This is a genomic window from Pseudalgibacter alginicilyticus, from assembly GCF_001310225.1.
Lineage (GTDB): Bacteria > Bacteroidota > Bacteroidia > Flavobacteriales > Flavobacteriaceae > Pseudalgibacter > Pseudalgibacter alginicilyticus.
This window is the reverse complement of record NZ_CP012898.1, coordinates 234,046-250,194: the sequence shown is the minus strand read 5'-3', so window position 1 is coordinate 250,194 and position 16,149 is coordinate 234,046. Positions and strand designations below refer to the sequence as shown.

The 16,149-nt window shown below is 30.6% G+C and carries 10 protein-coding genes; 1 reads left to right on the top strand and 9 read right to left on the bottom strand.

The window, feature by feature from the left end; genetic code table 11:
• Window positions 1-21: 21 nt before the first annotated feature.
• The 8 genes from APS56_RS00980 to APS56_RS00945 form a co-directional block, all read right to left on the bottom strand.
• Window positions 22-1,065, bottom strand: a complete 1,044-nt coding sequence (locus APS56_RS00980) for a LamG-like jellyroll fold domain-containing protein (RefSeq protein ID WP_082379214.1) — start codon at window positions 1,063-1,065, stop codon at window positions 22-24.
• Between the two features lie 27 nt (window positions 1,066-1,092).
• Window positions 1,093-3,102 (bottom strand): C10 family peptidase, encoded by a 2,010-nt coding sequence (locus tag APS56_RS00975; RefSeq protein ID WP_082379213.1) that lies wholly within the window; start codon window positions 3,100-3,102, stop codon window positions 1,093-1,095.
• Window positions 3,103-3,189: 87 nt separating this feature from the next.
• A complete protein-coding gene (locus APS56_RS00970) occupies window positions 3,190-4,083 on the bottom strand; it encodes a LamG-like jellyroll fold domain-containing protein (RefSeq protein ID WP_054723930.1) in 894 nt (297 codons plus the stop codon).
• Window positions 4,084-4,113: 30 nt separating this feature from the next.
• Window positions 4,114-5,622 carry a RagB/SusD family nutrient uptake outer membrane protein gene (locus APS56_RS00965; protein WP_082379212.1) on the bottom strand — a complete coding sequence of 503 codons (1,509 nt, stop codon included), beginning with the start codon at window positions 5,620-5,622 and terminating at the stop codon, window positions 4,114-4,116.
• Between the two features lie 5 nt (window positions 5,623-5,627).
• Entirely contained in the window at window positions 5,628-9,068 is a 3,441-nt protein-coding gene (locus APS56_RS00960) for a SusC/RagA family TonB-linked outer membrane protein (protein WP_082379211.1), read from the bottom strand.
• A 38-nt stretch (window positions 9,069-9,106) separates the two neighbouring features.
• Complete coding sequence (locus APS56_RS00955; protein WP_054723924.1) at window positions 9,107-10,324, bottom strand: FecR family protein; 1,218 nt, start codon at window positions 10,322-10,324, stop codon at window positions 9,107-9,109.
• Between the two features lie 144 nt (window positions 10,325-10,468).
• Complete coding sequence (locus tag APS56_RS00950) at window positions 10,469-13,021, bottom strand: M14 family zinc carboxypeptidase (protein WP_054723922.1); 2,553 nt, start codon at window positions 13,019-13,021, stop codon at window positions 10,469-10,471.
• Window positions 13,022-13,131: 110 nt separating this feature from the next.
• On the bottom strand, window positions 13,132-13,713 hold the full coding sequence (locus APS56_RS00945) for an RNA polymerase sigma factor (protein ID WP_054723921.1): 582 nt from the start codon (window positions 13,711-13,713) through the stop codon (window positions 13,132-13,134).
• A gap of 421 nt (window positions 13,714-14,134) precedes the next feature.
• Between APS56_RS00945 and APS56_RS00940 the strand changes: the two genes are divergently transcribed.
• A complete protein-coding gene (locus APS56_RS00940; RefSeq protein WP_054723919.1) occupies window positions 14,135-14,650 on the top strand; it encodes a hypothetical protein in 516 nt (171 codons plus the stop codon).
• A 65-nt stretch (window positions 14,651-14,715) separates the two neighbouring features.
• Here APS56_RS00940 and APS56_RS00935 read toward each other — a convergent pair whose 3' ends face one another.
• Window positions 14,716-16,146, bottom strand: coding sequence for a rubredoxin (locus tag APS56_RS00935; protein WP_054723917.1), 1,431 nt, complete (start codon window positions 16,144-16,146; stop codon window positions 14,716-14,718).
• Between the last annotated feature and the right edge of the window lie 3 nt (window positions 16,147-16,149).

Genomic DNA, 16,149 nt, shown 5'->3' with positions numbered 1-16,149 from the left:
CAAAGGTTTTATTTTATTACCTTATTTAACAATTAGTTTTTTAATTGATATTCCTTTATTTGTTTTTGTTTTTACAATATAAATACCAGACTTTAAAAATTCAACTCCTAAATGTACTAACAAAGTATTTTCTTTAAAAGCAGTCTTATTTACACGTTTACCTAATGCATCATATATTTCAATCTGTTGAATACTTTCGTTATTTGTGGTTTCAATTGTAAAAGACTTATTTTCCGTTGGATTAGGATATAAGCTAAAACCACCAGTCTCAGAAATCTTTTTAGTAGACAATGTTTCACTTAAATTCACCCACCAAGTTTCTCCAGAAATACAATCGTTAGAACTACATTGCAACGAGGCATTTTGAGAATCTGCTTCATTAACTGCTATTAGGCCAGCACCTTCATTAAAATTATAAAGTATAGCCGTATTACTATCTGCGATATAATCAGCATCCGTTATATCAGATTGTAAATCCCCTATATTTAAGGCTTCATTTTTCACTCTTATTTTATCTACTTGCCCCGTAAAATAAGAGGTACCAGAACCACTGGCTCCTATATAAAAATTATTAGTACCGATTGGTGACGTTTCTAATGCTAAAGCACCTTCTGTTGTTGGATTTCCTAATGAATCACCAGTAACCTCAACCCCATTGGCAAATAATTTAATAGAATTTGTATTAGAATTACAAATAACAACCAGATGATTCCATTCATTTATATTAATAACATTATACTGGCTATTAACAAATTTATTCCCTGATGCTGAATAATGTGTAAAATAAAATCTCTTTTTATCATCTTGATACAAAGTAATTGCAAATTGATTCCACCTTTTTAGCACTACAGTATTATTGATTTCTGTGCTTGTTGGTTTTACCCAAACCTCAATTGTGTAATCTGTTGCTCCATTCAATTTAGTATCCAAAACATCATGTTCTGTTGTAAGATACCTTAAGCGTTGTGAATTGGAGGCATCAAACTGAAGCACATAATCATCTTGAGCGTTAGTAACTAAAGTAAACATAGTCACTATTAAAATTGTGAGTAATTGTTTTTTCATAATTTAAGGGTTATTTGGATTAGTTAATTATTTTATCATTATTTTTTTTGTTGCCAAAAAACTATCACCTCTAACCTGTAAAACATACATTCCAGAATTGATGTTTGGAAATATTAAACCCCAAGTGTTATAAGTTTTTTCAGAAGCATTTACATTCATTTTTCTTCCTTGTAAATCAAATAATTCAAAATGTACTTGTTGAAGGCTTACTTTTTGACTAAAAGAAATATCTATTCTATTGTTTGTTACAGGGTTAGGAGAAACTGTAAGTGATGATTTAATAAGTTCAAAATCTTCATTTGATAACGTTCCGCTAATTTCATCAAAACTCCATTCAACATAATTTGCAACATTACTCACAATAAAGCTTAAATTATTAGATTGGTCTTTTAATCTAATATTATGAACATTCTGAAAAGGCAGATACAATAAGGTGTTATTATCTACCTCATACATTTCTTCTTTTACAGGTGTAAAATTTGATGTAAATCTTGCCACATTAGAAATTCTAATTTGATCTAAATCCGCTTTAATCATCCCTGAATATCCACCGCTATAGCGTTCTGCTAAATTAAGTGCAGAATTAGAACTTATTAAATTAAAATTTGAACTAGTATCCTCTTGGCGCATCACCCCATCAACAAAAAGTTTTGTTATGTTTCCAGAATGCGAGATAGCTATGTGTACCCATTCATTATTATTTAATTTAGCTCCTGTTGTGTTTGAATTTAAGGTAGCATTAGTACTGTGTGAAATGAATTTAACCGAATAATCTGTAACACCAACATCTGTTATTTCTATACCAAAAACTGGCTGTTGATCTAAAATAACATTACCATTACTATTACCATCCTTTAGTCGAATCCATGTTTCAAACGTATAATCACCCGTAAAATCTAAAGTGTTGTTAGGCGTTTGACGTGCATAAGCATACTGGCTTCCCCCAAATTTCCCAAAACCATCAAAAGCTTTTTGAACAGCATATACTTCTGTCTCAGACCATGAATTAACATAATACACACCATCAATCATTGATTTTACCCTAAACTGATATACATTTCCTGTGGGATCATTAACCGTATAATTTTTTGCTATTATACCCGTTGCTACTTCAGTCCAATCTCCTTGATCTACTTTTTGCTCCAATGTAAACTCATTCCAGTTAATTCTTTCACTCACTTCCCAATTAACTTTAAAGTCATTACCACTACCTGTTGGTTCAATAGATGTAATTTGAGGGTTTGGCATAATATCAAATACCGCACCATCAACCGTATTATAACCTCCAGATGCACTTGTCCAACCTTGAATATTGTACCAGCCGTTTATATTATTATCATTATACCATCCCCAATTTAAATAATATTGAGGCACACCGCCTACTTCTCTATAGCCATTAGCAACTACTACATGTCCATCTCCTGTTCTAGTTGCACTAATTGCTATGGGAACAGGATAGCCTGCCAATACATTTTCTTTTAATCTTGTCCAAAATGCTCCCCAAGTAACACTTTCATAATGACTTGCATAACGAAAGAAATTTTGATAAACAAAAGGCGTTTTATTTAAATTTGAAGTAGATCCCGTTGGTTCAAAATCCATTTCCAAAGCACAAGCTGCGCTATAAAATAATTCTCCAACCGCTTTTTGCTGAACATCTGTTGATGCCTTACCTTGGTATTCATCCAACATATTGGACCAATCATATTCTATATTTTCAAAAAAGGAAGCATGACGTCTTAATGTCCCATTAAAATTATCAGAAAACACATTACTACCCACCCCTTTTAGTGGCCACTTGTAATAATATAGAATTTGAGACAAAGAAATAGCTACGCAACCAGCAGATGCACGATTTGGAGTATAATAATTTCCTGGATATACCGGCACACCATTATTGTCAAAACAATTGACTCCTCCCCAAACATCTGTTAAAAAAGGCTCTATATTTTGCGAAAACGACATAGAACTAATTAACATAAGACATATTAGTGCACTAGTTTTAATGAATTTCAACTTTGTAATTGGTTTTTTCATACTAATTTATTTTATTTTTTTGCATAGAATATCTCTTAACCAAACATTAATATGCTGATTTACAATCAATTAAATGAATATGCGTTTTTATTCCGTTGGCAGGACATAGTCCTTACTTGTCCAAAAAACAGTGTTTACTACTTGAATAAAGTATGTATAAATTCCTTTTATTTCTACTTTATCATAATCACTCACAGGATCAAAAGGTGTTAAATTATTATCCAAATCCATTTGTAACAAAGTATTATTATCAACTTCGTGGCGCTCAAAATGGTTAGGCTCAAATTCAGATGGATACCTATCAATATATGATACTCTTATATCATCAAATGACCCTTTAAAGAAATTCATATTTCCGCCTCTATACATATAATTAAAATCAAGCCATGTATCGTTTACGGGATGAATCCAGAGTGCATCGGAACTAGAATCGATTAAAGTTCCATTTATATAAAACTTAGCAATACCGTCTGCTGAAGAACGAGAAATTGCGACATGTGCCCATTCATCAAACTCAAGATTAATACTAGAATCACTAGAATCCATGGTACCCACTGGTAAATTATCATTATCCAATCTATTATACTTTATAGCATAATCCGCATTACTATCTTCTATCAAATAAAGCTCAAATATTCTACCTCGCTCACTAATACAAGCTCCACCAGCTGTTTGTCCCGAAGGCTCATTAGCATCTCCAATCAATGCATCTGTATCTACTTTTATCCATAATTCATAGGTCCAATCTTCTCCAGACATAGAACTTAAATCTGTAGAACTTGTTCCACTAAAAGCATAAAATCTATCTGCACTAGTATCTGAGCCTGAAAAAGTAGGATATGTTAAATTGGCTCCTTTAACAAATACTGTATCTATTTCTATAATAGTTCCAGGGTAAACAGGAAGCGCTTCTCTTTCACAAGACGTTAATGTTAAGTTTCCAATAATTATTAAAAAGCTTATAAATTTGATTAGTTTCATATTTTAAATTTTATCGTTTTATTATTTTATTTAAGGCTTGAACCATCCGTTAATTGATACATCTTCATTTGGCGTACCAAATTGAGGATTAACACCTCCGAATGTATAAAATGGTTGTACTAATACTTCTAATTGTTGGGCTGGTATTGGAAAATGTAATAATGAACCATCTTGCAATTGTCCTTCTCTGCGCATGTCAAAATATTCAATTCCCATGCCTGTTAAAGGCAATTCAATAGTTCTTTCATAAGTTATAGCATTCTTTATTGCATTTTCATCATCTAAAGCAACTACCGGTAAACCTCCTCTTGCTACTCTTGTACCTGAATTAATAACATTTGCAGCTTCGTCTAACCTATTTAATCTCAATAAAGCTTCAGCTTTAAATAAATCTATTTCTGCTTTTCGCATCATGATAACAGGCGCAAAAAAGTTGGCATTTATATAATCATCCAACCTAGAATATCTATAAGTAGACCATCTATATAGCCCGCGCTCAGGCCTGTTATTGGAAGCATCATACTGAAAATCTGTTTGCACTCTTAAATCATCAGAAATAATACGTCCTTCATTTGGCAAATCGTTAATCCCTCCTTCTGGCCAGTTTGCAGGAATATTTTCATCTAACATATTAACAACTCTCATGTCTACTTTACCCCAACTTGTTCTTGCTAAATAATATTTATACCAAGACATCCATCTTCTGTCCGATGCATTTCCATCGCCTTCTACATTAAAATCATCAGTTAAACCTCTTTCTGAATGATATAATACAGATTCCCAATCAATAGTATTTGTTTGTTCTATATTTCTTGCAGAATAAACTAATAAACGAGCTATAAATGAATGTGCTAATTTTGACATATCCTGATTTGTAAATTCATTACCATTAATCCACTCAGAAGGAAGCACAAACTCATTATTATCAAAAACGTTTATAGCTTTTTCTAATTGACTTACTGCTAATACTATAGCAGCTTTGTAATCTGTAACTTCAAGAGTTGCATAATCTGTATTTTCATCAGAAGGATAAGCTTTGTCATAAACCAAACCAATATATCCATTTCCAAGACCTTGCATAAAATACGCATACCCTTTCACCATCATGGTTTCTTCACCATTATCACCTATTTCCACGCCATTATCAATACCTACTAAAATATCATTAGCTGTTGTAATAACTTTATGCATGTATTGCCAATAGTTTTGAATTACAGAATGATACGCATAAGAAGGCGAATTATCCATAAATATTCTTGGTTCTTCACTCATATCTAACGTAGCATAATTAGCAAACGTTACGGTTCCCCAATCTGACATAGTCCACATAGCTGGCCCAGGTGAACCAAAATTATGCTGCTCTTGTGTAAACCATGTATTAAACAAACCAGATGCTAAACTACGTATCCCATCAGATGTTGATAAAACAACTTCCGTATTTGGATCATTATAGTTTTCCACTTCTAAATCGCTACATCCAGTAAAAAATATACTTGCAGCTACCAATAAAAAATAGTTATATGTTTTCTTTATCATCATTATTATTAAAATTTAACTTGTACGGATAATGAATAGTTACTAAAATTTGGATATCCAAAATTGTCAAAAAGAAAGCCATCTGAACCAGCTTGTGGATCATAACCTGTATAATCTGTTATAGTCCATAAATTACGACCAATAACACCTATCTTGATTTCTTCTATGTGTTTAATAGAAAATCCTTTTATATTTTTGTTAAGCGAATAATATAAAGATGCTTCATTTAACTTTAAGTATGTAGCATCTTCTACCCAAAACCCGTTAATTGCATCGGCATCATAAAGCGCTTGATAATAATTAACTGTTTTTTTATCTTCAGGTTTTGTATGTATTTGGTCAATGATACCTAATCGATTATCTCTTACCAAATACTGGGCCGTATGATTGTATAAATCTCCTCCTTGTTTCCATTGCCACAGCATATAAACCGAGAAGTTTTTATAACTAAAAGTAGTATTTAAACCCAAGTTAAAATCTGGGTTAATATCTCCTATTTTATCAACTTTTTCTGCTCCAGATTCATCGATAACAACAAATGGCTTTTCATCAATAGTACCTATATCATCTGTTAAAACCACCACACCATCACGGTTTACAGAGTAATCATTAATATCTTCTCCATCTGCTAATTGCAATTGCATTTGATCTAATGTTCTAACAAAATCTACCCCATACATGGTTCCAAAAGTTTCTCCTTCTTTAATTCTAAACGTATTTCTTGGACCTGTTCTATATTCAGGAATATTTAGTTTTGTTATTTCTTGTCGGGTTCTATCAAATGTCAAAGTTAAATCCCAATTAAATTTGGTATTTGATATAATTTTAGTATCTAATAAAGCTTCAAATGTTCTACTTTCTAACTCACCAGCATTTACGTTTTGATATGGAAAACCTCCCGTATGCGAAGCTAAAGGCGCTAATAAATATTGATCTGTAACTCTTGTTTTAGAATAAGTAGCTTCAAATCTAAACCTGTTTAAAAATGACGTTTCTAAACCAACTTCCAACTCTGCAGAACGCGAAGGTTTTAAATCTGCATTTCCTAATGTATTTTTAGAAGCAATACCATCGCTGATTGTAAAAGTTTCGTCTTTATCACCAAAACCAGGTCTTAACCCAGAAGTACCATAAGCAGCCCTTAGTTTTAATTCTTGAACTCCAGGTATTTTTAAATCTTTTGTAAGACGATAAGCGCCTGATACTCTGAAATAATTTTGCCATCTTTCATTTTCTCCAAAAAGAGAAGAGCCATCAATTCTATACAAACCATCTAATATATATCGATCTTTATAAACAAATGAAGCAATTGCAAAATAATTAGTAGCTCTTATGTCTGAAACAAAACCAGACGCATCAATATTTTCTGGGTCTATATTATCAAATATTGGAAAGTTGTTTAACACAAAGGACGTTCCACTTGTGGTTGTACTTTGAAAGTGATTGTTTTCATCTAAATAACTTAGTTTCCCATTAAAATCAAGTTCACCCCATGTTTTCTTAAAATCTATAGTAGCTCGGAAAGTTTGATTTAAAGCTTTATAGGTTCTTTCACTTAAAGATCCTCCTAAATAGGTTAGTAAAAAAGGATTGTTATAATCAACAACTTGAGGATCTGCATTAATATCTATATAATTAGGCAACAGATCATTTATGGTTGTTTTTGGTGATAGTATTTTATTATCAAAATGTTCTAACTCAAAAGCGTAAGACGCTTTAAAACTCACTATTTTATTTAACTTATAATTAAAATCATAGGCTCCCAAGAACCTGCTTTTTTCTGCGGTACTTTCTTTTTTCCACAAATCATATAACGGGTTTGCAAACTGCGTATTCCATTGATTTGGATAATAATTATACGCTTGTCCATCTACATTTTCCTGAAATAAGTTTACATCAGGATCTGTTGACGCTACCTCAAAAAAAGCTGCTGTACCTCCACCTAAAAAATCATTATCAGTACGGATATAGTTATTACTTGCTGAAATATTTATTTTATCTGATATGGCATGATCAACATTAAGCCTAAAACTTTGGCGTTTGTATCCTCCTGTTTCTATAACAACACCTTCACTTATATTATTTTCAAATGAGGTATATAAATTGGTCTTTCCAGATTTATGACCTACACCCACATAATTTGTAATATAGGTTCCATTACTAAACATTTGCTCTTGCAAATCGTTATTTACTCTATATGGTAAATCTTGATAGTGATCATCTTTTTCAACCCGATTACCTGTTATTCTTGGATCCCAACCAGAAACATAATCTGAAGGGTAATTTACAAATTGGTATTTTGTATATGTATCTGTATCTAACCAAGTGGGATCTAATCTATAATGATGTGATGTAGACAAATCTAAAAGGTTTGCTACTTTTTGAAATCCTAATTCATTTCTAATTGTAACTGTTGTTTTTCCATCAGACAATTCCTTTCCCCTTTTAGAAGTAACCACAACAACACCATTTGCCGCTTGCGAACCATAAAGGGATGCTGCTGCCGCTCCTTTTACAACCTCTATAGATTCAACATCGTCTATATTAATATCGGCTAAAGATCCTCCCATAATAACACCATCAATTAAAAGCATAGGGCTGTTTCCGCCACGGATGGAGGTAGAACCTCTTAGTACTATATTTGAACTTCCTCCTGGTGAACCACTATAAGAAGTAACCGTTACTCCTGGCATTTTACCTTGTAAAGATGATGAAACCGATGTTTGAGGCACCTTACCTAAAGCATCCGAATTTATTTTTGCTACTGAAACGGACATTTTTTTCCTTGATGTCCCCGAAGCTACCCCAGAAATAATGACTTCATTAAGTACATTCATATCTGGTTTTAATACGACCTTAAGTGGTGATGATTGGTTATTAATTGATAGTATTTCATTTTGAAATCCTAAATAAGAAAACACCAAAGTACTTGTTGGTAATACTTCAATAGAAAAATTACCTTCAAAATCTGTTGTTACTCCGTTATTAGTACCTTGTTCAATAATATTTACCCCAGGCAAAGGTGAATCAACCTCATCATAAACAATACCAGTAACAGTTATTTTTGATTGTTGACTTGAATTCACTTCCTTTTTTCTTACAAGAATATCATTTGCTTTAATAGAATATTCTATATTTAAATCCATAAAAGCCAGATCTAAAATTTTAGGTACTGAAACGTTTTCAACATTCACTCTAACTTTTTCATTTAAATCTGGTAAATCGCTATTAAAAAAGAAATCATAATTTGTTTTACTTGAAATAAGATTAAATAATTCTAAAATTGTAAGCTCTTGCTTTATAGTTAGCACAATGTTTTCGTTTTGTTTAAAAGCACCTTTTACACCCGCTTTAACCGAAATAGAACTCGCAATAACCATGAAGAAGAAAAATGCAATTCGCCTCCTTTTAAATTCCTTAAAATGTTTTGTCTTAAAATAATTGTTCATATAACTTATTTAGAAAAATGTGATAATAGTTTAAATGTTTATTCAAAAAATAGAGATACATTACCTTCTTTTATTTCATAATTTATCCCTTTCGTATATTTAAGCATTTGCAAAAAATGAGTTAGTTCATTTTCTTTTTTCAAAGTACCTGTAAACTTATATTGTCTAATATTTTCATCGGTCAATATAAACTCAACATCATACCATTTTTTAAGCCTTTTTATGATGTTCTCTAAAGTTTCATTTTCAAAAATCATTCTATTGTTAGTCCAAGACACCTCTTGTTGAACATTCACTTTTTCAACCATTATATCTCCTTGATTATGAAGCAATGTTGCCTTATTGCCAGGTTTTATAATTAAATGCTCTCCTTGTTGATTGGAAACATTAATAGATCCTGCAATTAGTGTAGTACTTGTGTATTCATTATTTTTATAATTAGACACATTGAATTCGGTACCTAAAACTTCAATTTTTAAATCAGAAGAATACACTACAAACGGTCGGTTTTTATCATGTGCTACTTCAAAAAAGGCCTCTCCAACTAAATTTATTTCACGCTGCTTTGTTGATAAAGAATTAGTAAATCCAATTGTAGTATTCGAATTTAATTCTACACTCGTGCTATCAATTAAGGTTAAGTGATATTTTTTTTCTTTTGGAACAAATATTTTATACTCAAGATTTTTAGTACTTTTTGCTGTACTTGTAGGTAAAAAACTTATAGCTTGATTACTTACTGTTATTAAAACACCATCTTCATTTATCCATGATTTGTTTTCATCATCAGAAATTTTATAATAATTTTTATCTGGTGTTTGTATAAGCAAATCTGTAGTATTAAAACTTGCTTCAGCTAAATTAGCTTCAAACGTATTGTTTGCAATGTTAAAAAAGAATACTAACCCTGTTATTGAAAGAAAAACAACCAACAAAGCGGCATACTTCATCCAAGGGTTAAATTTGATTACTTTAGATTTTTTAGTACTTACCGTATTATAATCTGTTATTAATTTTTCATATTGTTCTTTAATAAACACTTCTGATTTAATTGATTTTTCATCATCGATATGAAGTGCTCTCAATTTTTTTAAAATAATAACAGCCTTGTTGAACTCACTTTTTTCTGAACTATTTAATTCTGCTTCAATATTTGTCCAGTATTCATTGTTAATTTTTTGACCTGAAGCTACCCAAGCGATGAATCCATCATCATTTAACAAATTATTAATATTGTTTTTTTCTGTATTTAACATTGTTTTTAAAACCTTTTGTTACACCTAAGAGTTAATAATTAAATTTTGTACTATGTTTTTTTGTTATTTTTTTAAATTTTAACAAAAAATATTCACCAAAACACCAAAAACAGTGAATTATAATCAATAAAAAAGCTGATTCGTTTATTTTATTATACTTCCAAAAAAGATAGAATTCAGGAATAATTTATTAGTACCATACCATGCGCCTCTAAAATTTGGATTATCGGAAAATAAAATAACTCGACCAGAGCCAATTTTACTTGTTAATATAGAAGCCGATTTAACGATATAATTATCAATATTTTCTTGTGAAACAAAACCATCAATATGCGGTTGCTCTGTATATTTTGCTACTGTAGCAAAACTATTTTTACTTGGAGCTATAAACACATCATTATTTTTATAAATAGGAATATTTCTATCATAATAACCGTAAGCAATTGGATGGGTAATATCTAAATCTACATTAAAAATAGTACCTCCTATTTTTTGCTTACCAATGGTGCCTCGAGCATCTGCATAATTTAATCTTGGAACTATAGAATCCTTAACAACGTCAATGAAACGTTCATTAACGATTTTATTTTTTATAGCCCATGCACTTGCTGTTCTAATAGTTATTAACGTATTCCCTTTAGCAACCCAATCTTTTATCCTATCATAACTAATTTTAGAAAGTGAATTATAACTACCCGAAACAAACACCATAACGTTGTACCTTTCTAAATCAACTCTGCCAAACATATCATTAGCAACCTTGGTAATAGGCATTTGCATGCGTTGTTCAAACAAATGCCAAACCTCACCAGCTTCGTAAGCAGACACCCCTGAACCTACAAGCATCATAGTTTTAGGTTGTTTTAATGTAGCAAAATTTGAACTTCCTAAATCAATACCCGAAATGCTATAACCCGAATTGGTTGAATACGCTTGAATACCGTATGCTTTACATAAACCATTTAGCAATTCAAACAAATCATGATTAGTCATACTCTGCAAACTAACAGGCACTAACAAAGTTCCTCTATTAAATGAAATAACATTTTTATCTGTTGTTATTATAAAAGGTTCTTGAGCCGTTTTAACAACAACATTTTGCTCTTGTAACTTATATAAAAGTGCAGGAGCATAATAATCATCCCATGGTATTAAATAAGCATACTCACTAAATGCTAATTCTGGAGTTTTTATAATATTACTTTCTAATGTTATTTTACTGTTTAAAACTGGTAATTTTGAAAGTGGCTCGTATTTCATATTATAGAAATTTGCCATAGACCAAGATGATGCATCATAAAATACACTATCACGATATTTCCTATGCGTTTCAAACATAGTACGTACCATTAAATATTCTTTTTGTTCGGTAGGCACTACAAAAGAACGCCCTTTTTTAAATGTTTTATTACCCAAGTTTAAATCTTCATCAGTTGAATAAACATCTATTTTGTGCTTCAACAACAAATCAACAAACTCTTTATTTCTGTTTTTATCGTAATTATCACCAAAAACATATCCTTTAACTTTACTTTTAGCCGCTTGATTTATAGCATTTTTAAAAAAATTATTTTGATAAGCATACAGTAGCTCTTTATTTTTAATAGCAGCTTTTATAGTTGCAAAAGTGCTTACATATTGATTTCTAATCGTAAAAGCAAAAGTCATTGTTCCTGTTTCGGTTTCTTGGACATGACCTCTAGAGCCCCCTTGTTCAAACAATAACGCTAATGAACCTTGTAAGTCTCCATAAGTAGAACCATATCCTGGATACGTAGCATCATATTTCTCTTTAGTAAAATATAAAGAGTTTATTTCATCCAAATCTGCCACATAATCTTTAGCAAAAGCCGTATTTAAAACTACATTATTTTCAATAGGTGTTACAGGGTTTAATGAAGCTGAATGTTGTTTTGGCTCAAAGAAATAAGTACTGTTAGTTCCCATTTCATGAAAATCAGTTACCACATTTGGATACCATTCATGAAACCATTCTAACCTTGCATTACTTTCTGGTTGTACAGCCAATAACAAATCTCTGTTTAAATCAAACCAATAATGATTTGTTCTACCATAAGGCCATTGCTCATTATGCGCTATATCATATTTATCCGCTATCAAAGGATTTCCTTTGTATGAATTCGCCCAATTGGCATAACGATCTCTTCCATCAGGATTAATTGTAGGCTCAATAAATATAACAGACTCATCAAGATACTTTTCAACTAACAAACTCTCTGAGGCCACTAATGTGTAAGCCGCTAACAAAGCTGCTTCTGTTCCTGAAGGTTCATTTCCATGAACATTATAACCTAAATTAATAAAAATTGGTAACTCTGAATACTCTGTTACATTCGTATTTTCATCTACTATTAGTAAATGTTTTTCTTTTAATACATCCAAATTTTTATGATTGTCAACCGAAGAAATAATTAACATAACCAGCTTTCTTCCTTCATTTGTTTTTCCATAAAATTGAATGGTAGCTTTATCGGAAAGTGACGCCAACTTTTCCATATATGCTACTACCAAATCATGTCTGGTATAGGCATCTCCTATAGAATAACCAAAAAACTCTTCTGGACTTGGAATATTTTTATTGAAAGGTTTAAATTTTTGATAATAATAATCTTGCGAAAAAACCATGGTTCCCAACAATAGAAATACCATGATTGATAATTGAGAAATCTTGCTCATTTAGTACTGATTTATAAATTTTTAATTTTACACACTAAAAAGTGCATTATATACACAAAGAGTATAAAATCAATGCATGTACTATATGATAAATGTTAAAAAAATGAATTTCACTTGCTAAATAGCAAGAAAAGTAATTCTATAAACTCCTCTCCTAAAACTCGAAGTTTTTTTATAGCATTTACTAATATATTCCTAACTGTTTGATAATTAATATCCAGTAATTCAGAAATTTCAATATTATTAAATCCTTGAAAATATTTTAAATAGATAATTTCGCGTTCTCGAGGACTTAGTTTTTTAATGATTTTTTTAAGCTGTTTTAAGAGCAGTTCTTTATCTTGATCATCTTCCTCATAAGGAATAGTTCCCTCAATTAAATCAAACTCCAGTAAAGTTGTTTTCTTAAATTTATATATCTGGTTCCTTAAACATTTAAATAAATAAGCCTTAACATTACTTACATTTTTTGCAGAATTTTTATACTTCAGTATATTTAAAAAAGTATCATGAATACAATCTTCAACTTCAGTAGAATCTAAAAACCGTTTTCCAAAATTATACAGCATTTGGTAATAAAAACTGTATAGTATATTAAAGGCTGAAGCATCACCTTCAATAAACAAAACCCATAATTCAGCATGATGATCGTTGTCATTTTGGCCAGTTGCTACGGTTATGGACTTTTTCATTTAACCCCTTACAAATTAAAATTTTAACAGTTTATTATTCCAAACATAACAATATATTAAGACAAATACTAACTAAGTTTATTTAAAAAATATGATTACTTTCATTAATTTAAATCTAACAAAAAACAGCATATATAATTCTATTATTCTAAAAATTCAGGATTTTAAATTGTAAAAAATCACACATAATATTTTCACATTTAAGCATAGAGACAATATCAACCGTTAAACATTACATTTTTTTAAAGAAAAATAAGACATAAAACCATAAGCTAAAATACTTATAACGGCCTTTTTACACCTCAAAATAAGAGGAAATCATTTATTCTTAAACATACTTCTTTTAAAATTTTGTCTTTTATTTTTTGAAAATGTTTCCTTTTATATATTTTTAGTTTTTTTTAACACAAAAACCCTCATAATGAAAAACTTAAAAAATTATTTTTTTACAATTGTTTTAGTAGCACTAATAAGTTGTAGTAGTGACAATAATTCTGATGAATCAACAAATAATGCATCAGGCATTATTACATTATCTGGTGAAGAGGCTTCAGAGCTTGGAGGCACTTTAGAAGTTGGAAATATCATTGAAGGAGCAGTACAAACAGGAACTTCACAATCTGTAACACTTCTTCATAAAAATATAAATACAGATAATGGAGAAATAATTCCTACAGATCCTGCAAATACATTTATTATAGTAACTGCTCAATTTTCAAGCAATGCTTCTGTAACAAAAACCGTATCCATGTCAATAAACATAAATGGCACGGAATATAAATTTGCTTGTTCCTCTCCTGAGGTTGGAACATTTACTGAATGTGGCGAAAATTTTGAAGTAAGACAAAGTGAAAAAAAAGTAATATTTGATAATACCACGGTTGTAAATACAAAAACAGATAAAATATTAACTATGAATGGTACTATCACTTGGTAGAAAGCAACAACATTAGTTTATATAAAAAAGTTAGAGTTTTAATTACACTCTAGCTTTTTTATATCTTATCTTACTAAAATCTTTTTTTCAAAATTATCTTTTGGTGCTTCACAAAGTGAACATTCATAATTCTTTGGCAGAGAATCAAAAGGTGTATTAGGTAAAATATGTTGAGTAACATCCCCATACTCCTCATTGTATATTGTTAAACAATCTTGACACTGAAAAACAACTTCTTCAGCCTTTTCTTTTGACATTTCAGACTCTTTTTCTTCTTCTCTTTCCTGACCTAACTGTTCAAAATACAGTTTACTTAATTCCATAAGAACTCCCGACAACTCTACTTTATCAATATCTTGCACATGCATAACATAATCTCTAGAATTAGGATCAAAATTTTTAGCATATAACAAATTATAAGTTTCTCTAAGCTCAATATCTTCTAAACCTTCAATTTGATTATTCTTTTCTATAACAATTGACGTAAAATAATGCTCTGACACCAAAGACTCTGTAATAGCAAAAGTTAATCCATATGTACTAATATCATTTTTATCAAAATTTAACACTAAATACTTTTTTAGGCTTAATGCATCCTTATTCCCTACAGGCAAATGCCAATTAAGCTCTAACATAGAATGACGTACATTTATACCAAATTTACCTAAGAATTTTTCCCACTGCAACTTCGCTTTAACAGGAATTCCTTTTACAATAAAGGATTTCCATGGTGTTATTGATATTTTTCCAATTTTATTTTCAGCACAAAGCTCACACATAGCCTTTAAAAATGCTACATCATATTTATTATTTCTCCAATACAAACCTAGCCAATATTTATCTCCTATTCTATTCATCCCTTCATAATATGGAAATGGATAAAAAGGCACATCCAAAGGCTTATCAACAGTCCGATTGTTAGTATCAACAGCATCACTAACTAAATCAAAAATAGTTTCTACTGTCTCAGGCTCTTCTTTCAAAATAGTTTCAATAGCTAATACAATCTTATCTAAATCCCAACTATAAATAAGTGCAGGATACATCACAGCGTTCCTCCATTCTGGTAATCTGATATATAAATACCAATAATCTTCATGTTCTGATGCAATAAAATTCAAATGCCCTGTAAACAAAGGCACTAAGCGTTGTTTAGGATCTGTTATATTTACTTTTAACTTAGGTTGAAACCTAAATTGCTCCAAAATATACAAATACCTATCACTTGTTAACCATGGCGTATTTGGCATAATATCTGCAGACACATACGACGAAACAATATTGCCCGTACCTACATCTTCAGCTTTTATAATTTGAAGTTTATCAAACTTACTAATATCTTCTTCTTCAATCTTTTTAGACAATACCACATCCTGCCGAGACCCAAAAGAAATCGTTTTTAAACCCCATGCTTCTGCAGTTTCACAAATATATTTTAATTCACTAGGTGACAAAACACCCCCTTTTACTATTAATCTATTAAGATTTTTTTTCATAAG